Genomic DNA, 18,767 nt, shown 5'->3' with positions numbered 1-18,767 from the left:
TCCCTTCAATGAAATACAAATGAACACATGGGTTACCTCATGCCGATCCCATTATTTCGAACTTCCATTAAAGCTGTATCCAGTACTTGCAAATCCCTTTATTAATTCCCTCAAGAGTTCCGCTGTTACTTTCAATGACCTTCCTGGACTTTATATTTACTTCGTCACAGGTGAGTAGCAATTTTTCAATTCCTAAATCCTTTGCCTTCTTTACAAGCTCCGACAAGAAAAGCTTCCCGTAGCCCTTGCCACGTTCACTAGGCCGTACGATATAACCGATATGTCCGCCATATTCCGCTAAACGTTCATTCAATCGATGTCTCAATTTTCCATAGGCAACGGGATAATCATTGATGTACATCCAATAAATCGTCTGTGGAACATAGCCCTCAGGTAAGTTAATCCCCACTGAAATTTCAACCAATCTAGGTAAACTGGCTTTAAACTGATCGAAATCATGTTCCGGAAAATTGGTGGTAAACCCGTTCTCTCCAAGTCCAATTTCATCGATCATCTCAAAAATGTTTCTGTCGTCGGTTTCTGATAAAGCTTTCAGTTCAATCTTCAATGACATCACCCGCTCACCAATAAATACTTGTATAAAAAACAAGCCCTTACGTTGCCTGAGCTTGTTGTCATTCCAATCATGCTCCTAAACTTGATGATGATCTGTTAACTCTTTTATGAAGTAGTAATGCTTACTTCCTAGAGGCGCGTTCTCGATCACGGCCATTTCTTTATATCCATATTTCCTATAAAACTCAGGAGCCTGAAAGCTGAAGGTATTTAATTTAATGAAAGTACACTGCTTTGAGCGTGCAATTTCTTCCGCTTCCTCCAGTAACCTTTTCCCATGCCCGCTTCCACGATGCTCATCATCCACCCACAAAATATCAATTTCCATCCAGTTCCAGCATATCACACTGTTTAAGCCGGCTATGATGTGTTCCTCTTCATCCATTACGCAAAGGTTCACTTCTTCATAAATGCCATTGGGAACTTGCTTGGAGTTAAATTCAATCAATTTATTTCTTACGTAATTCGCTTCATCGGCTGTTCCTCTTCGTATGTTGGGGATTTCGGGCATCGTATCCTCCTGTTGGGTTCAATATCGTACTCCTTCTCTTAGGAATGACCTGCTTTCATTCGCTCCATGATCGGATGGCCTTCTTTCAATTGAAGCAAGTCCCACAGGTTCCCATACAGGTCTTTAAAGACGGCGACCATTCCATAGGACTGCTCTTTCGGCTCCCTCACAAATTTGATCCCTTTGGCGATCATATCGTTGTAATCTCTCCAGAAATCATCCGTATTCAGAAACAAAAACACTCTTCCGCCGGACTGATTGCCAATGAATGGTTCCTGTTCGGGTTTCGATGCCCTTGCGAGCAAAATGGTCGTACCTGCCGAACCCGGAGGAGCAACGACAACCCAGCGCTTATCCTGTTCCGGCTGATACGTATCCTCAACTAACGTAAAATGTAGCTTCTTCGTATAAAAATCGATAGCCTCATCGTAATCCTTAACGACTAGCGCGATGTGCACGATGGATTGAATCATATCCTCTTCTCCTCCGATATTTTGTAACGTCCCATGAAACATTGAATTCATTTTATACGGATTCCTAAAATTTACAAGGTTTTTCCTTAAAACATCCTTATTTCTCCGGAACGCCTCTGTCTATTCGAACGACCACCTTGCCTATCGCCCGACCTTGGCCGAAATACTCAAAAGCCTTGGCCGCGTCCCCCAACGAATAAACCCGATCAATGACAGGTTTGACTTGACCCGTTTCCACCAAAGACCTCCAGATCAACTGGTCCTCATGATTCGGCTTATGGATCAGCAATCCCAAGGTCTTTTTTTGAAGCTTGGCTGTCCATGGTGCAGTCAATAATGTCTGAAAAATACGCGGAAAGGGACCACCCACCATGACATAGGTGCCGCCCTGTTGGAGTGCGCGCTGGATCGAAAATACGGATCGGTTTCCGACCACATCGAGAATCAGATCATACCGCTTATCACCTGCAGTAAAATCTTCATTCATATAATCCACAACATGATCCGCCCCCACGGAAAGCAGCGTTTCCAGCTTCTCGGCCCGATCTACGCCGGTTACCACTGCCCCATGCAGCTTGGCGTATTGAATCCCGAACGTGCCTACACCACCGCCGGCTCCATTGATGAGAACGTGACAGCCTTTCGATAGCTTTCCTTTATCGCGTAGCCCTTGCAAGGCCAGAACCGCTGCTTGAGGAATGGCTGCTGCCTGCTCAAAGCTCGCTCCTTCCGGCTTCAGCGTCAGTGCTTTTTCGTCAGCGCAGACGTACTCTGCAAACCCTCCCCAGCCGCAGCCGGAAATATCCCCGAACACTTCGTCGCCGGGACGAAACCGCTTGGCGGCCGCCCCCACAGCGATAACCCTTCCTGCAATGTCTGCACCTAAAATGCGGTAACGGGGCTTCCGCAATCCTCCAATACGGTTCACAAACGGTTTTCCGCGCAGGAGATCCCAGTCCCAGGAGTTTACAGATGCGGCGTGGACCGCGATCAACACTTCATGTTCCTTGGGCTTAGGGATTTCCACCTCTTCGATCCGAAGAACATCCGGCTGTCCGTAAGTTTCATAGACAAGCGCCCTCATCGTACCTGTTCCTAAACTTGCTTGATGCTCTTTCGTCTCGATCTCGTTCTTCATGGCCGACACCATCCTACCTTCAAATTAGGGTTAACGCTAAGGCGAGCTAGGCAGCTCTTCGAAAGCAGAAGAGATCAGCTCCTTTTTAAAATGCCTAAATATGCACTCCACGGCCCAACATCAGCCCGGTATCTCTCCGCCATCACCCGGACCATTTGCGCCATATGCGTAAAATCATGAACAACCCATGCAGAGAGCAGCTCCCTTAACTTCACAACGCCGAATTCCGGATGCAGACCGGTCTTTTCCAGATCATGAGGATTGACGACCGCCCTCAGTTTGGATATGTTCGCCATTCTGAGGGTATGGAACTCTGATAATGCCTCTTCAATGGTTCTCTCAGACGTGCCTTTCAAATGGGCATAGCGGTCGAATACGGGAAACGGATTGTTTTCCCCTTCCGCAAGAATGGATTCCATCCGCGGGATCCAGTTATGCTTCTCCGCTTCTACGAGGTGCTCAACGACTTCAAGCGGGTTCCAGGTTCCTTCCCCTTCATTGCTATGCAGCCATCCCTCGGATAGACCGGATAAGAAGCGTTCCAAGGTTTGCGGCGTGCGCTCCAATATTTCGAGAGCTTCATTCAAATGGAAGTTCATATCAACACTCCTTTTGGCTATTTAATAGCTCATCTTCAAAAATGCTTCCACCAGATTCCCGCACATTCCGGAACCGATGCCCACTGATTCTGAAGGATCCGATCAACGAGTTCTGGTCCGAAGAAAAACTCCGTATGATGAATGGCTTCTTCGATACTCCCAAAGTCATAATCGGTTCTGATCCATTGATGGTCAAATCCGTATTTGTCTTGAAGTAATGCATAATACGGCTGTAAAAATCCAGGGGGATGCGGCGTCTCATATCCCGTTCCCATCGTTTCAAAAATGATGATCGTTCCATTCGGCCTTAACACCCGCTGCAGCTCGGCCATGATTTGTTCCAGATTCTGTTCCCAGCGATGATCTGATGCATCGGCCAGGTAACAAATACTCCATCCCGAGACAACCAGGTCAATGCTCTGATCGGGTAGGGGCAGCTGCCTATGGTCCGACACCACGGTTTTCCAATTCAGCGGACCGTTCATCCCCTGCAGCTTGCTCTCCAAGATGTCCAACATCGGACGAGAGATATCCGTGCAGATTAGAGATTTCGCCTCAGACGCAATCACCGTCGATAATCGCCCCGCCCCTGCGCCTAAATCTAGCACGTCCAAATTTTTGAAAACTCTGATTGTATTGATGATGTCATATAAATCAGGTTGACGGCTGACCATGGCGTCATACATGTTCGAGTGATTCGTATAGATAGGATCCTGGGTTGACATTTAATAACTCCTTAAAAGTAATGGATGATGGGGCAAGTACGTAAATGTTCCTACGATCGCTCTTGTTCTCGGATTTCTTGATGGTACAGGGCCCACTTAAGGTAGAAATCCGAAAGCCAAAGCATATGCTTCCGATGTTAGCTTTCCTTTGGAAAGCTTTTACGACCGCTTCTTCTTCGGAATCCTTTTACTCCCTTGCCTGCATCCTATTCTTTAGTTCAATTTATTTAGATTTGTGACCCATGATGATTTCAACATAAAATCTCGATCAGAACTTGAAAAGTTTCGCTGCGCCCCTTACTCATCCGGCTCCTCCCACTCCTTATCCAGCACCAAAGCGCCACGTTCATTCCGTATGAATGCCGTCCCTGGCGGCGAGTGAAGAAAAGGGATGATGTCTGGATCGTAATTACATATGGTGTTCACCAGATAGATGGCATGGTTATCGGCATTGTCCATGTATTCTTCGTTTTCGTCACCGGCCATGAACCGCCATCCGCTGTCCGGATATGGGCTACCCGAAACTTCTTCCCGATACATAAATCCGACCTTGCAGCCATCCACCGTGATTCGGTCGCTGGCAATACACCCTTCATTCGAGTCGATGAACTGTACGATCTGATCCGCTGACAAAAAATACTTCTTTTTATTCTGATAGTTCAACATCGTCACTCCTGTTGCTAAATCATCATTTCCAATCTCTAAAATACGCTAGGATTTGAAAAGATTGATGCATCGCTTTCGAATTGATCTTTTCAAAATAAATGGGCTTTAATACAGGGTCAAAATACATCAAAACCAGGGTTAATGTAATGATGAAGACGGAACTTCCCCAAGCAAGCTGAGCCCTTCGTATCCAAAAAACATTACCGTAAATCCACACCAGAGCGAGGAACAAGCAGCTTCCAATGATGAGATAGGCAGGCACATATCCCTCCATACACCAATAAAAAAGGCTGTACCAGTACATCCACACGAGCAGCATCAGCATATTATATGGAACTAGCGCTAACCTCTTTATCATTTTTGCAATCACCCTTTTGCAATCCTTTCAGGCATGGGTTATGCCTTCGGATAGTCACTCCACAATTCGATGATGTTCCCATCCGGATCATAAAATCCAAAAGACTTCCCCTGGTAATTCGAAATCCGTCTGACTTCAATCCCATGATCCATCAGCCACTGCCTGGCTTGATCAATAGCAGGAACGACAAAACCATACGCAGCCTGCGGACCACTTGAATACGTCATCTGTGAGTTTACCGCTTCTTCACTTACGATCAGCATGATCCGGATTCCCGTTGTTGACCTCATTTCCACGTACAAAGGATCTTCAAACGCAGTTTCAAAATGAAGATATTTGGCATACCATTCTACGGAGCGTTCCAGATTCGTTACAGGGATATAAATGTATCCGCTCAACAATTCCATTAAACAACGCCCTCCTCTCTTGATATGGGTTACCTCCTTACAAAATCCTCTTTCAATTCGTCCTGTGGATCCCATATGGACCAAGCAGCCTCCAGCAGATTCCCCTCATGATCTCTAAAATAAAAATATTTAGCTTCTCCAGATCCGAGAGTCTGCAAATCTTCGACCATCAGCCCCTTGTCCCTCATGAATTGATGTGTGTACTCAATGTCCGGACAGTTTATCGACATGATCGGAAAAGGCTTGCCGTTCCTCATAATTTCAAGCGGCTGCTTGTCTTCTGTTTCAATGAGCAGCAAAGCGATCGAATGTTGATGAGGATGATGCAGCACGGCGATATAAGACCCTCGGTCCTGAAACTTATTCATTAACTTAAAATCCAAGTTTTCCGTGTACCACGCAATAGATTCATCAATACGGGTTGTCGGAACATATACGTAGCCAATACGGGAGAAAGCAAATGTTGGACTCATGGGATACACTCCTTCGTTTGGATGGGTTTTTAGTCTTATTTTGGGTTTGAAGAATAATCAAAAAAGTGATTAAAAAGCCCGAAGGCCTTTATTTCATAATCCATATTTCCTTCAGAATACTTATCCCTCACCTGTATAAAAATCCCCGCGTGCATAATATATCTCGATTTCCACTTAACCTCGGCTTCTTGTCTCTTGCACCCCATGTCCGGTCCGGTATTCACACATACGATGCCGTGTTCCGAGGAAAGCCATTTTGTGTAATCTTCCTCATTTGGACAGGTCATCACTAAAACTAGCAATACAGCGCCAACCAGGACAAGGGCCCACTTCAAAACGTTATTCATCATACCTCCTTAGACTCTTAGAACATTTCCAGCTACTTTGCCTTGAATTCACTTTTCTTTATACCACTTTCGAAGCAGATTGATATGCGCCTGATGATAGCGGTTATGGTCGGCCATATGCCATATCCCCCAGCGTATCGTTGCCTGCTCCTCATTTTCATGTCCAAAAGAGACGGTTTTCTCAAGATCTGCATTCGAAATCCTTCCTCTTCCGCTCTTCTTTATGAAATAACCCAGCCATAGAACACTTTTATTCTAGGCTGGGTCGTTTGTTGTCTGGAGCTTTTTCCATGATTATACATGTAGATGACCAATAGGAGAAAGCCCCCTGGCGACTGAAATCTTTTAACTTATTATTCTTGTCTTGCATTTCTCATACGGATCATGGAAAAGTTGACGGTGGACTTCAATACTTGTTCTCGCAGGGGCTGTAACGATGGAGTGATCCTTAGCTCTATACCCTCATTCAGAATCGCAGTGATCAAATCGTCGATTCTCTCTACTTCCATTGGTACAACCGGACGTCTTGATACATAGTATCCCGCATTCTCTTCTTCCAACTCGAAATCAGCTGGATCAAAGATGTAACGATAGATAGAACCCTTTTTTACCCGTTCACACCACCCGTTCTCAATGGCTATTATCCGGCTAGTTTTCGACATTCCAAAAAAACGTTCATTATCCATATTACTTGTATCATCCTTTGGCCAAATGCAGACTCTGGGGCATGCTCGTGGAAAATAATAATGCGGCGCATGGTACTCATCGATCGTCCAGACTTTTGCATCGGTTTGATCGTATATGGTCCGAGGTTCAAAGACTTGGATGCCAGGTTCTTCGCTAAAATGAAACAGCTTCATATGTATTTCCCCTTCATCGCACTACTTCCAAAAACCCCCTTACCTCCTGTAACACAGGTTCCCAATCAAATTCCGTATTATTTATCGTTAATTTATCGATTTTCAAATGATCCATGATGTCTAATTCATATTCCTTTCGTACCTTCAGCACCTCACAAAGACCATCCACACCGTGATATCCCTTTGCCTTACCGAATCCCTGCTCTGTGAAATACCAGGTAATATGGCGCAGCCAATCATCCGATCGTTCCTGAGTGACTCTGCTGATGGTTGACCTTATATCGTCTTGATAAAAGTAAATGATTTTAGGATGTAAAAGTTGAATAATCATTTCTATTCTCTTTATAAAATCAGTAATCACTTGCTTTGGCTGATTGAACCGCCCGAACATCATAGTCAGCGGATTCTGCAAAAAACAGCATTCTAATATGACGGTTCCTTCCGCCTTTTGAGCATGGCTAACGAACTCTTCCCATCTTTCAATGACGAGCTCTTGATATCGATCCAACGATCCATTGTATATATCAAATCCAGCTAGCTTATCGATGAGGGTTTTATATTGGTCGATAGGTATTTGTTGCTGTAATTTGCCATAGTAAATTAGCCGGTATTGCCCTATCGTCTGAGTGAATTGATTTATTATATCGCCCAATTCAGGGTACTTATTTTTCAACACTTCATACTCTTTAAAGTCCAAACAAGCCACGGACTCATAATCCGCCGGATGATTCAAATCCCCTTCAAGAAACATCTGGTTGCTTATACCCTGTGTATCCAGCAGCCCCTTAATATATCGAGCTGTAGAGGTTTTACCCGATCCGGGTATACCTTCCACTAGAATTAATTTGGTTTGTGTCAAGATGATGTCTCCCTTTTGCTGATGTCTTTTGTAATTGGGGTCCTCGAATCTGTCATTTCCCGCTCCAATGTTACTCTTAATTCTTGAGCTTCCTCATCATCCTTGTTTAAAAACATATATTTATCCAAATACAATAATGCCTGGTTATAGTCTTTTGTCGATACATAGATCTGAGTAATATTCCAGTAAGCATCACTTTCATTCGGATCAAGCGCAATGACCTTCTGAAAATACCCGATTGCCTCAACATATTTACCTTGGCGAGAGACTACAATTCCTTGATTTAATAAGGTTTCCGGTTGATTCGCATCGATACCCAAGGATTTGTTATATGCTTCTTCTGCTTTGAATAGGTCGTCGCATTTTTCATAGTAAATCCCAAGATAGTAATAAACATCTTCATGTTCAGGATTTATTTGTAGTGCATCATCTAAGCACTTCTTTGCTTCAATTAGGTTTCCCTGCTTTATGAAAACTCTGCTCTTATTCATGTGAGGTCTTTCCCAATGTGGGGCTCTGCCTATCACTTCATCAAACCAACCTAATGCTTGCTCAAAGTTCCCCAATTGCAATTCACAGCAGCCCAGGTAGTTGATACTTGAGTTCAATTCAAGCTGTTTATCGATACACTCTCTAAAAATGTCAGCTGCCTCTTGATATCTACCTTCAAAATATAATTGATCACCAATATCGTATAGGGACATTTAAGGATTGATCCCTCCAAATTTTATATCAAGTGCTGATTTAGCTCCTCGTATTCTCTTTTCAAAATACTCATATAAATGGTATCTGAGTAACGTCCATCCCTTCTTCAAGACAAATGCTTCCGATACCCCTCGACCTTCTCATCTTTAAATCCTAATTTCTCATAAAAGGCATGGGCTTCCTTTCTCTGTCCACCGGACACAAAAATAACATAATTACAGTTTCTCTCCCGTGCTATGGCCTCGATATTCATCATTAACTGCTTCCCTATGCCAAGCCTGCGAAAACGATTTGAAACCACCACGTTCTCAATGACCATGAAGGGTTTGCACTCTCCGACAAGATCCTGGCACACAATTCCCATAACGGACCCTGCCAGCTCCCCATCCTTAAACGCTCCCAGAATATGATAGTCCCCCTTGGCTTGGATGATATCAAATACTTTGACCATCTTTTCGTAATTGTTAGGCTGATGATCCATGAGCTCCTCGTACAGACGGCATAGGTCATTCAAGTCGGCTTTCGTTATTTCTCTTATAGTAATCATTGAACAGTTTCTCCCTGCTTTCAAAAGTAAAAGGCCATTACTTATTTACTGTCTGGTTTTATAATACGTCCTATTACAAATTGCTTGTTGGAATCATTGGCATCGAACATCGGTGTAGTTTGGCCAGGGTGAACTTCGATCACTCCATCCGGTTGCAGCACCTCATGATTAAATTCTAGATAGCCTCCGATGACCTTTCCTTCGGATTCTAAAATATAGGCAACAATCTGATTATATAGATCCGTTTTTTCCTTAAGAACATAACCCGTCTCTACAACCTCCTTGTTAAAAAACGGTGCCAAATCAATGTTCCCTTCCGTTCGGATAGTATCGACATGATCCTTATAACTCTGCAAAGTTTTTGCTTCATATTTTGTTTCCGATGCAAAGCGCTCCGCCTGCCAGCCAAATTTTTGCAAATAGTCTGTGTGCATTGGCTTATAAAACGGCATATATTCTTTCTTTTCTTCTTTGCACCCTGTAAGTACGAGGACAATCAGTATAACTAAAATAATCGTCTTCGATCGCAAGGAATGACCTGCCTCCTTACATTTGGTTTCCCACATATATATTGATGATACCGCATATATAACACAAAATTCACCTAAATTTTCCCATTATACTTCACCTGATCCAAAAACTCCTGTACCTCTTTCCTCGACTTTAATATGACGACTTGTTTTCGACCCTTTACCTGTTCGAGTGCTTCCATGACCTTGGATCGGCTTCTTTTCCTATAATTCCAGACCCAAATAAAAAAAGCCCAATCCAGTTTTTCGGGGCATTCCTCGTTCAGATCGGGTCGTGTTTTTCCATGATATTGGATTCGTCTTTTCATGATCCTATAAATGCATAAGAGTCTGGGCATATCTAAAAATATGACGGCATCCGCTTCACTCAAACGAATACCTAAGGTTCTGGTGTAGTTTCCATCGATAATCCATTGATCTTCGCTTACAGCATCCTTCACAAATTCATCCCATTCGTCATTTACGGTTGGAGTCCAGTTCGGTTTCCAATAAAATCGGTCCAGATGAACAACAGGCAATGATAGAATCTCACCTAACCTTCGAGATAAGGTAGATTTACCGGAGCCAGCTGAGCCGATGATCGCGATTCGATTCGTCAAGGGTTATCCTCCTTTCGTTGAAGGTCATTTTTATTCAACATCCACTTATATAAGACTCTTTTGGGTTCACTTCTTTTTCCAATTATGTTATCATACTGTATAAAGAAGCCGAGTGCGGGAACACTCGGCTGAACAATTGGCTTGGATGGTTTTATTCCCTTCTAAGCGATTAGAATAAAGACCCACCTTTGGCGCTAACCTTGGGGTGGGTTTTTACTTTCTCTTGTTGTTCGAATTGATGTATGTTAAGAGTGCAAGGATAAACGATCCAAATAGAAACATGATCGTCAACGCATCTTTAACCTCCATGGCTTCACCTCCTTTCGAAGGGAAACCATGCCCACCCAAGATTCAATTGTCTTTCCCTATTATACCATCATCTACCAATAGTATGAAGAACAATTGTTCGGTATTTAAAAGTGGTTTGGGCCCCTGTTAATTTCCTCAATCCACCGACTCTAATAACTCCCCCGCAAAATGGTAAAACGCCATGGCATCCTCCCCGTTGGCAAAACCGGCCTGCGCCATTTTATCGCTGCCTCCGCCTTTACCACGATAGTCGGCCAGATGCTGCTTGAATAGCGCGCCGCAGGCGAGTTCACTTTCCCCTCCCCGGGCGAGAAGCACCTTATGGTCCGCACCTGATACGAAAAGCACGATCACATCCGCTTGCTCGGTAAGTTTGGCCGCCAGGTTCTGCATATCTTTCAGCGGCTTGTCCGCAAAAGCATGCATGATCAGGCTGCCCTGACGGTCGGCTAGCAGCTTCTCAGCCAGGTAAGCGTCATTCTTAGCTTTTACAGCGGTTAATTCAGCCTGGAGCTGCTTCTGCTCCTGATCCCATTTTGCAATCCGGTCCATAATTTCTTCCTTGGAGGTATTAAACCGGGCCGACAAGCTGCCGAGAATCTCCATGCCGGCATTAAATTCTCTGAGCGCCCGATAGCCGCATTTAAAATAAACACGCGTATGCCCCTTCTGCTTCTCCGCTCGCAGCAGTTTGATCATCCCAATCTCACCCGTTGCGGAGACATGCGTACCGCCGCAGGCGTTATACTCGATGCCTTCAATCTCAACGATCCGAATATTATCGGTCACCTTCGGCTGCTTTACCAGAGGCAGGGCCGCTGCCTGCTCCTGACTCACAAAATAACTCGTTACTTTTCGATTCAAGTAAATCTGATCGTTTACTTCCAGCTCCAGCATCATCAGCTCGTGCGGAGGCAGATCGGACCGTGCGATATCAATGGTGGCGTAATCCTCACCTAAGTGGAAGCTGAGCGTCTCCGCTTTACACACCTCCAGACACATCGCCGACAGCAAGTGCTGGCCGCTGTGATGCTGCATATGGTCGAACCTTCTGTCCCAATCCAATCGGCAGCGGACGTCTTCTTTTTCAGGAAAACGCTCGACTTTATGCAGGATTTCTCCTTCCTCAAGAACGACATCCAGCACCGGGATCGTATCGATCCATCCGAGATCACAGGGCTGCCCACCGCCGTGAGGATAAAAGGCCGTCTCTTCCAGGACCACATAGGTTTTTCCGTCTTCCCGCTCCACTTTGCGGGTGATACGCGTCTCCCACTCCCGGGTATATGCAGATTCGTAATATAGCTTTTTCGTCATGTTCTTGTCCTCACTGTCATAGTTAAATTTGCTTTAAATCCAGCTTACTATAAAACGGTCCCCCTGCGCCAAATCTTCAGAAAAAGAAAAAACCGTCTGCAATCATCCCAACAGAACGGTCTTCATGATATGTTAGAACATTTTTGCACGATCGGTTATGTCGCAACCCCATGCTGTATGCCTCTACTGCTTTCCAAAAAATCAGACCGCTCCACACCATACAAATCATAGCGCTGCTGCGAGCGATTAATCGATTGATAGACCTGCTCGTACCGCTCGTTGGCTAATTTGACGTATGGCAGCTTTTCCACTGCTCTCTTCGACCGGATGTTTTGGGTGCGGATCTTCAAAAAGATCGTTTCAATATCCTGTCCAAGAAACAATTCAGCCAAAAACGCCTCCTTTGCCCGTTGGTTATACCCTTTTCCAAAATAAGGGGCCCCAATCCAAGTCGCCAGGAAGCCTGTTCGATGATGGATATGATATAGATCAATGGTGCCGATGGGATGGCCGATCTCGTCAAGAATCGTTCTGGAGATGCACGTCCCCTGCTCTTCATCAATGATCAACTGCTTGGTGATGAATAAGTATTCCTCATACGATTGGCATGGATAACGGACATAGGGAAAAACGGCCGGATCCGTCATCAGGTTGTACAGTGCATGGCATTCGTGCAAATCACGTTGTTTTAACATGTCATCGCCACCCTAGTCCTTGTGATTAGCTATACTCAGATTTAAGTATATAAAAGGACTTGGAGGATTGGATGAATGCTGCATTTTCCAGATGTAAAATCCGTCTTAAAAACTGAATTTGGCTATGCCCTTTCTGCTGGGTTTTACCGATCGTTCAATCCCTTGCCATCGAGGATTTGCTGTGTACACTTTTCGACCCGGGACTCCCGGGTTTTGGATTGCTTGGGCGCCGAAAAATAATACACGTACGCTCTTTGCCGCCCCGGCGTCAATGCTTCAAAAGCAGCTTTCAAGGCAGGGTTTTCATCTAGTTTATATTGAAACTCTTCGGGAATATCAAGTTGTGTTTCTTTGATGATATCCTCTTTCACACCGGATTGTTCGACTTCAATGGCTTCCGCAATATAAGCTCTCAAAATGGGTTCCAGCTCTACGATTTCTTGGGTATCGTTAAACCGGATCTGACGCCCTACTTTCGTATTCTCCCCGGTTTTAACCAGAATGCCATGGGGATCTTGCAGCATGTAGCCTTTAAAAAACAGGAGCGCCAAGTAGGCTTTAAATCCCTGGATGATCACGATATTTCGCCCCTGTGACGTGTAACAAGGTTTGCCCCACTTTAATTCTTCGGTAAGCCCGCAATCAAGCAAAATCTCTCTCAATTTCTCCGTTTCTTCAAGCCACATCGTGGCTCTGCCTACATATGCATCTACTTTGGGATTCATTTTATTTTCCATGGTTATGCTATTCCTTTTCTCGCAGCGGTTTTGGTATATATCCATATTTGTTTACAGAAAGTTGGTGTCTGATACGGGGTTTTATCCTTTGAAAATAAACAAAAAATCCGCAATCTTCATTGCAGACGCAGTAGTTCGAGTTTGTCTAGATCTATATTGAATTTGCCATTTATTAAGATATCCAATCCTAGTAATCCGTTAATCGTATGATATCTGAATGAAGTAAAGTCCAATTGGATATTCCTTAAGGTGTATTCTCCTACCTGGAATGCTTCAATTTCCTTGGTGAATGCATGCTCTTTTCCGCCGATTCCATAACTGGTTATGATATCATCTTCTAGGGTGACCCGAATACCGATATCATCTACTTCATCCTGTGAAATCAAGGTGTGGCTTGCTCCTGTATCTATAACTATATTATTTATAGTTTTCTTTTGCCCATTGAAATGCACAGTCACCTCTGTAAATAATAACCCATCTCTATATTCAATTTTCATTTAAGGTATCTCCTCAGGCCAACGTTCTTCCGAATTTTCACAATAACCTGATCCTTTGATGTGTGATAAACCAAGGTTTTACCTTTACTATTTAATAACTCCTCTGTCGCTTCTTCATCTCTAATAGGCCCAATTACAGCCACATCATCAATAATTTCTTGGCAATCTTTCTCTTCGGAATGAAGAATTTCAAACTTTACAAATTGGTTTGGGAAGATTTGCTGTACTTCTTGCCACTTCACGTTAGATCCCTCCAAACGTTTTAAATATATTGTATCATCTATTAATAAACCTTAAACAGAATTGTTATCAGGTGCTGATATTTTTTCAAAAAGTGTCCCCTCATCGAACCATCCTTTAACAATGGATTACGAACCGGGCACACCAAGGGGCCGTCAATCGGCCCCCCAGTGATGATGCTGTTCAAAATCAAGATCATGGCTTTACTGTAATGCCCAATTTTTTAAAATACGGCTGCAGCTTCTCTGTCACCCGATCTATATTCGATTCATCTTCCTCTGAAATTCGTTCTAGATGGACGCTCCCATCTGGATCAAGCGTCTTGGCGTCGTAGACCTTCAATTCATTAATCAATGTTTGGAACTCATCGAATTCCTCTTTGCTGAATGCCTGTCTGGCTTGGTCTACGATTTCTCCCCAGAAAGCAGCGTTATCTGCCATTTTAACTTCCCTTTTTGGAGATGATTGAATTTCGTTTAATTTATTAAAGATAGGCTCTAGCTCAGATATTAAGCTATTATAATGTTTTTGTTCATCTGCGCTCAATCGATCAGGATGAGCATCCCCATTAACATCGGCAATTTTCATATTAATGGTTCCCAACTCTTTAAGTAAAGACATCCATTTTGTAAAATCCTCTTCACTGAGGTTTTGTTTGGCGCTCTGCAGCTTTGCCTCTAGCTCTTCGTACTGATTTTGACCCACCCCATACTTGGCGATATTCTCCTGTGAACCATAGATGGAGTCCGCTAGGTAACTGTACCCGGCATATGCGCCTGTCGGGATTAACAAGACCGCGGCCAAAATACCTGCAGCAACCCATTTCTTCATTCGCCGTCCAGGTTGATGAGTTACGACCCGGCCCAGTATTTTTCCCTTAAGATTAGCGGGTAAGTTCCAATCTTTGGTTTCTTCCTTAAAGGCAGTTTTTAATCTTTCATCAAGACTCATTTAGTTTCTCCACCCTTCCCCTTGCCAGAATGTTCATATTTTGTTTTTTACGAATCTTTTGCAGAGCAGCATGGATCCTTGATTTTACGGTACCAAGAGGTATCTCTAGGATGGATGCAATCTCTTCTTGCGTGTAATCGTTTAAATAATGTAAGGTAATTACGATCTTTAGCTTAAAAGGAAGCCGATCTACGCATGCAAGCAGCGAACGGTTCGATACCTTGTTCACCACTTCATTGGAGAAATCGTAGACCACCGCTTGTTCAATCTGTTCCACTCTTTTGATGATTCTTACATGTGTCCAACGCTTTCTTCGATGTGCTTGAATTTGCCGCATCACGATTCCCATTAACCAAGGCCGAAACGGCCTGTTTGCATCAAACTTTTCGAGAGAGCGATATACCTGAATATAAATCTCCTGAATAACATCCTCGGCATCAGACTGTTCTTTTACCAGAAAATAAACGGTTTTGTAAATGTCCTTGATGGTTGCTTCATATAACTCACCAAACGCATCACGGCTTCCTGCTAATGTAAGTGCAACGAGCTTCGCATATTCAGTTGGATGATTCATTTGCCACCTCCTTTTATGCCTACACTATTTATTGGTAAAAACGAATGATATCGTTCGAATTATTTTCTAAATGATTCTGTGTAAGGGTCAAAGAAATGGTAAAAGCCCTCCGGATAACAATCGAAGGACTTTCTTGGGGGTGTCTTGAAACTCAATTTAGATGAGATTGGCTTTTCATTAACTCAGCTATCTCAGATAACCTTTTTGTTCCCAATACTCAATGGCGAACGTTTCCGCCTCGTAGGGAGCTCTCCCTTCAAGCAAGCTCCGATTGAGCGAAAGCAGCGTTCTCTCGGCCATACGAAAGAGCCAGAAGGCGGTCTTCAGCTTGTCCGGATCCCAGAGGGGAAAAGCCCTATGTTCATATCCATTTTCAGCCTGGTAAAGGATATGGACGTATTCCGTTCCATCCGTATCTTTTTCAAGTACAAAATGGTAGATATCCATCTCCTCTCCTTTTTCTCTTGCGACAAGAAAGCAGGGCGACTTTTCCTCCCCATCGCGAACCACGCCAGGCTGCCGAAATGCAGTGTATATGCTGCCGCTCCAGAATCCGCTTTTATCATCGTCATAAAAGTCATCATACGGTTCAGCAAGAGGCAAAGAAAGGAGCGCTCTGACTCGTTCCGGACGGATGAATCGGCGATAGTATTCGAACCCGGACACTTGCGTCAGCAATGTGCGCCAACCGTTTTGCAGAAGGAGATGGATATCGTTCGGAGAATGAGCGTCCAGTGCGTGCCATTCCGTGTCTTCCCCCTCAATGTAGCGCCACCTGATGTTCAGGCTCAAATCCTGGTTTTTCGCACGCCGGACCCATCTGCTTAGTCGTCGATCCCCCTGCTCGTTCTCTTTTATATCAACGATGACGGCCAAAGGATCTTGCTGCAAATAAACCGCCCGATATGGCGACGGCGCCTGCGAACGAATAACACGATAAAAATCGTCCTGCAACCAAAACTCATATTTCCGGTTTCCGTTTGCGTTAGCTTCGGACGGCATCAAGATCGAGTCTGTCAGCCGACACAGGTTCACGATGCTGATTTCAGCATTTTCAAACAGGAAAGGGATGTCGATTTCGCTTGCGGTAGTGACTTTAGCTGGCACAATGACCGAACATCCGCTTTCGAAATGTTCCAGCATTCTCTCCCTGTACAGCATGACTTCTTCATCGGTCTGGATCAGGCAGTCCTGTATAAATACCTCTTGGAGCAAGTCTTCGTCAAGGTCATACCCGTTCCCGAATTCGTCCCACTCGTTGATTCGAAGCTTAAAATTCTTCTCCCCATGAATCGATACATGATACTCTTCAGTGTCCATGAAAAGAAGGGCAGCAGCATTTCCTGCTACCGTCAAATCGCCGTGATTATAATCCCCCCAGAACAACTCCGATACCTGCAAATCGCCTGTCACATAAATCTCCTGGCCACCAACCACCATATTTCTCGCTTGGAGATCGCCCAATACGGTCAGTCCCGTCGCACCGTCGGTGTCTTCATTGTAAATATAGGAATCAACGACGAGGTTGCCGTCCACCAGGACGATAAAGACAGATTCCTCGCCGAAGGGCTTATCCAGATTCAAGTTTGCAAGTCGAGTATCCCCCTCGAATAAAATGACGGATTCGTTTTCGAATTCGCCGTCGTTTCGTTCATTGCGAACATAGGCCCAACTGTCCACTGGCAGCAAATGTTTGATTTGTGAAAAAGGCAGGATTTTATAGTTCATCGTTCATCCACTCCCTGATGGATTTAGTTTCGTACCTTTCTATCTGCATTCTCCTATCGATAACTGTTCACTCCTTTGGAATGCAGATAGCTCTTACAGGCTATAAAGCCTAGTTCATATGAGATTTAGAATGATGTATACTCTCGTTCTTGCGGAAAACCATAAGTGAAAATAAAATCCCCCAAACAAAACCGGTGATATGACCACTAATACTTATATGTTCCATAAGAAACGTACTTCCCCAACCAAGGAATGACCAAATCACTAATATAATGACTGTTTGTTTTGAGAGAACAACACGTTTGGAAATCATGAGGTAATAATATATAGCCATGATCCCAAAACAAATCCCCGAGGACCCAACCAGACTATCCGTTGACCAAAATAAAAAGTCACCCATTGGAGTTACTACGATATTAATCAATATGAAGATCAGAAATTTTCTTCGTCCCAGTATGTATTCAATGGGAGGAGTCATGATATATAGAAATAAATTGTTACCTAGATAGTGTTGAATTCCATTATGCAAAAAAGCATAGGTAATAAACCTCCAAGGCTCATACCTTCCAGAGGTAATTCCAAACGATGTTTGAACATAGCCATCACCATAGATCCAATTGAAAATGACTGTAATGATAAATGCGCATGTATTAATAGCGATGATATAAAATGTAACAGGATATAGCGTTCTAAATTCACTTAAGTGTATTCCCATATTTAATGTTCATTCATTTTATCCTTTTCGGCGTCAGTCGGGCTGCAGCGCGAATACCATGTTATCTGATGTATGACCTTTTCTGAACTGCTCACGAAAATACCAATCATGTATCATTTCTTTATCTGTCATTTGATCCATGTCCTTGTCCAATTCAATCAATATATCGTGTGTCCATTTGTCATTTTCATAAAAACAACGGTGTTCATAGCAGTTTGCGTCGTCTATAAAACGATGTATGCTTTTCGGAATGATATCCGCGATCCCGTTATTCTCCGGGTGCATAATCCACTCCAAGCTCTTCCAGTCCAGGATTCCTTCTGGTGTCTTTATGGGAGTCTCATAGATGAAATCGGACGGTAACTCAGCGAAATAAGCATACATCCCGCCGGTTAACTTACCATCTGCAATCCAAGTTACAATACCTTTAAAATCAATGGAATCCAGGGAAATTCCTGTCTCTTCCTCGACCTCTCTCAGCGCAGACTCTCTTGGCGATTCGTTCTCTTCGATTTTTCCGCCCACGCCATTCCACCTTCCCATCCAACTCGGCTTTTCCCGGTTAAGGAGCAGGATTTGATCGTTTTGTTTAAGGAAGCAAATGTTGTATTTAAACATGGATAACCGCCTT

Annotated in this window: 28 protein-coding genes and 1 pseudogene; all 29 read right to left on the bottom strand. The window is 43.9% G+C overall.

Features of this window, described 5'->3' with window-relative positions:
- Window positions 1-67: 67 nt before the first annotated feature.
- Window positions 68-574, bottom strand: a complete 507-nt coding sequence (locus MKY74_RS09220; RefSeq protein WP_244169351.1) for a GNAT family N-acetyltransferase — start codon at window positions 572-574, stop codon at window positions 68-70.
- 78 nt (window positions 575-652) lie between these two features.
- The gene (locus MKY74_RS09215; RefSeq protein WP_076173351.1) at window positions 653-1,087 is read right to left on the bottom strand and encodes a GNAT family N-acetyltransferase; all 435 of its coding nucleotides are present in this window, start codon (window positions 1,085-1,087) and stop codon (window positions 653-655) included.
- 38 nt (window positions 1,088-1,125) lie between these two features.
- Window positions 1,126-1,560, bottom strand: a complete 435-nt coding sequence (locus MKY74_RS09210; protein ID WP_076173352.1) for a VOC family protein — start codon at window positions 1,558-1,560, stop codon at window positions 1,126-1,128.
- A 97-nt stretch (window positions 1,561-1,657) separates the two neighbouring features.
- Window positions 1,658-2,698: an NAD(P)-dependent alcohol dehydrogenase gene (locus MKY74_RS09205; RefSeq protein WP_244169352.1), complete on the bottom strand. Its 1,041-nt coding sequence runs from the start codon at window positions 2,696-2,698 to the stop codon at window positions 1,658-1,660.
- 74 nt (window positions 2,699-2,772) lie between these two features.
- A complete protein-coding gene (locus MKY74_RS09200; RefSeq protein ID WP_076173353.1) occupies window positions 2,773-3,297 on the bottom strand; it encodes a DinB family protein in 525 nt (174 codons plus the stop codon).
- A gap of 35 nt (window positions 3,298-3,332) precedes the next feature.
- Entirely contained in the window at window positions 3,333-4,022 is a 690-nt protein-coding gene (locus MKY74_RS09195) for a class I SAM-dependent methyltransferase (protein ID WP_076173354.1), read from the bottom strand.
- A gap of 297 nt (window positions 4,023-4,319) precedes the next feature.
- Window positions 4,320-4,688 (bottom strand): DUF2185 domain-containing protein, encoded by a 369-nt coding sequence (locus MKY74_RS09190; RefSeq protein WP_076173355.1) that lies wholly within the window; start codon window positions 4,686-4,688, stop codon window positions 4,320-4,322.
- Between the two features lie 22 nt (window positions 4,689-4,710).
- On the bottom strand, window positions 4,711-5,058 hold the full coding sequence (locus tag MKY74_RS09185) for a hypothetical protein (protein WP_144025477.1): 348 nt from the start codon (window positions 5,056-5,058) through the stop codon (window positions 4,711-4,713).
- A gap of 26 nt (window positions 5,059-5,084) precedes the next feature.
- Window positions 5,085-5,453 carry a VOC family protein gene (locus MKY74_RS09180; protein WP_076173357.1) on the bottom strand — a complete coding sequence of 123 codons (369 nt, stop codon included), beginning with the start codon at window positions 5,451-5,453 and terminating at the stop codon, window positions 5,085-5,087.
- Between the two features lie 29 nt (window positions 5,454-5,482).
- Window positions 5,483-5,926, bottom strand: a complete 444-nt coding sequence (locus tag MKY74_RS09175; RefSeq protein ID WP_076173358.1) for a VOC family protein — start codon at window positions 5,924-5,926, stop codon at window positions 5,483-5,485.
- A gap of 35 nt (window positions 5,927-5,961) precedes the next feature.
- Window positions 5,962-6,276, bottom strand: coding sequence for a hypothetical protein (locus MKY74_RS09170; RefSeq protein ID WP_076173359.1), 315 nt, complete (start codon window positions 6,274-6,276; stop codon window positions 5,962-5,964).
- Window positions 6,277-6,321: 45 nt separating this feature from the next.
- A pseudogene (locus MKY74_RS35680) lies at window positions 6,322-6,450 on the bottom strand (DinB family protein); the annotation flags it as partial.
- A 176-nt stretch (window positions 6,451-6,626) separates the two neighbouring features.
- Window positions 6,627-7,133, bottom strand: coding sequence for a DUF6886 family protein (locus MKY74_RS09165; protein WP_076173360.1), 507 nt, complete (start codon window positions 7,131-7,133; stop codon window positions 6,627-6,629).
- 13 nt (window positions 7,134-7,146) lie between these two features.
- Entirely contained in the window at window positions 7,147-7,992 is an 846-nt protein-coding gene (locus MKY74_RS09160) for a hypothetical protein (protein ID WP_076173361.1), read from the bottom strand.
- Window positions 7,989-8,696, bottom strand: a complete 708-nt coding sequence (locus MKY74_RS09155) for a tetratricopeptide repeat protein (RefSeq protein WP_076173362.1) — start codon at window positions 8,694-8,696, stop codon at window positions 7,989-7,991. The genes MKY74_RS09160 and MKY74_RS09155 overlap by 4 nt, the downstream gene beginning before the upstream one ends.
- A gap of 107 nt (window positions 8,697-8,803) precedes the next feature.
- The gene (locus tag MKY74_RS09150; protein WP_076173363.1) at window positions 8,804-9,244 is read right to left on the bottom strand and encodes a GNAT family N-acetyltransferase; all 441 of its coding nucleotides are present in this window, start codon (window positions 9,242-9,244) and stop codon (window positions 8,804-8,806) included.
- 41 nt (window positions 9,245-9,285) lie between these two features.
- Window positions 9,286-9,774: a DUF4830 domain-containing protein gene (locus MKY74_RS09145; protein WP_076173364.1), complete on the bottom strand. Its 489-nt coding sequence runs from the start codon at window positions 9,772-9,774 to the stop codon at window positions 9,286-9,288.
- 74 nt (window positions 9,775-9,848) lie between these two features.
- Window positions 9,849-10,373 carry a DNA topology modulation protein gene (locus tag MKY74_RS09140; RefSeq protein ID WP_076173365.1) on the bottom strand — a complete coding sequence of 175 codons (525 nt, stop codon included), beginning with the start codon at window positions 10,371-10,373 and terminating at the stop codon, window positions 9,849-9,851.
- Window positions 10,374-10,586: 213 nt separating this feature from the next.
- On the bottom strand, window positions 10,587-10,682 hold the full coding sequence (comI, locus tag MKY74_RS09135; RefSeq protein ID WP_219930283.1) for a competence inhibitor ComI: 96 nt from the start codon (window positions 10,680-10,682) through the stop codon (window positions 10,587-10,589).
- A gap of 135 nt (window positions 10,683-10,817) precedes the next feature.
- Window positions 10,818-11,999: an alanyl-tRNA editing protein gene (locus tag MKY74_RS09130; RefSeq protein WP_076173366.1), complete on the bottom strand. Its 1,182-nt coding sequence runs from the start codon at window positions 11,997-11,999 to the stop codon at window positions 10,818-10,820.
- A gap of 155 nt (window positions 12,000-12,154) precedes the next feature.
- Window positions 12,155-12,694 (bottom strand): GNAT family N-acetyltransferase, encoded by a 540-nt coding sequence (locus MKY74_RS09125; RefSeq protein WP_076173367.1) that lies wholly within the window; start codon window positions 12,692-12,694, stop codon window positions 12,155-12,157.
- Between the two features lie 143 nt (window positions 12,695-12,837).
- Window positions 12,838-13,431, bottom strand: coding sequence for a YdeI/OmpD-associated family protein (locus MKY74_RS09120; protein WP_076173368.1), 594 nt, complete (start codon window positions 13,429-13,431; stop codon window positions 12,838-12,840).
- Window positions 13,432-13,547: 116 nt separating this feature from the next.
- Complete coding sequence (locus MKY74_RS09115) at window positions 13,548-13,928, bottom strand: retropepsin-like aspartic protease (protein ID WP_076173369.1); 381 nt, start codon at window positions 13,926-13,928, stop codon at window positions 13,548-13,550.
- A complete protein-coding gene (locus MKY74_RS09110; RefSeq protein ID WP_076173370.1) occupies window positions 13,925-14,170 on the bottom strand; it encodes a hypothetical protein in 246 nt (81 codons plus the stop codon). Before MKY74_RS09110 ends, MKY74_RS09115 begins: the two co-directional genes overlap by 4 nt.
- 193 nt (window positions 14,171-14,363) lie before the next feature.
- Window positions 14,364-15,119 carry a DUF3600 domain-containing protein gene (locus MKY74_RS09105; protein WP_076173371.1) on the bottom strand — a complete coding sequence of 252 codons (756 nt, stop codon included), beginning with the start codon at window positions 15,117-15,119 and terminating at the stop codon, window positions 14,364-14,366.
- The gene (locus MKY74_RS09100) at window positions 15,109-15,693 is read right to left on the bottom strand and encodes a sigma-70 family RNA polymerase sigma factor (protein WP_076173372.1); all 585 of its coding nucleotides are present in this window, start codon (window positions 15,691-15,693) and stop codon (window positions 15,109-15,111) included. Before MKY74_RS09100 ends, MKY74_RS09105 begins: the two co-directional genes overlap by 11 nt.
- Before the next feature lie 186 nt (window positions 15,694-15,879).
- Window positions 15,880-17,421, bottom strand: a complete 1,542-nt coding sequence (locus MKY74_RS09095) for a hypothetical protein (RefSeq protein ID WP_076173373.1) — start codon at window positions 17,419-17,421, stop codon at window positions 15,880-15,882.
- Between the two features lie 109 nt (window positions 17,422-17,530).
- Window positions 17,531-18,136, bottom strand: coding sequence for a rhomboid family intramembrane serine protease (locus MKY74_RS35675; RefSeq protein WP_076173374.1), 606 nt, complete (start codon window positions 18,134-18,136; stop codon window positions 17,531-17,533).
- Window positions 18,137-18,169: 33 nt separating this feature from the next.
- Window positions 18,170-18,754: an NUDIX hydrolase gene (locus MKY74_RS09090; RefSeq protein ID WP_076173375.1), complete on the bottom strand. Its 585-nt coding sequence runs from the start codon at window positions 18,752-18,754 to the stop codon at window positions 18,170-18,172.
- Window positions 18,755-18,767: the final 13 nt, after the last annotated feature.

The sequence above is a fragment of the Paenibacillus sp. FSL R5-0378 genome, assembly GCF_038009285.1.
Classification (GTDB): domain Bacteria; phylum Bacillota; class Bacilli; order Paenibacillales; family Paenibacillaceae; genus Paenibacillus_AQ; species Paenibacillus_AQ favisporus.
The sequence above is the reverse complement of the archived record's forward strand: the minus strand, read 5'-3'. Positions and strand labels throughout refer to the sequence as shown.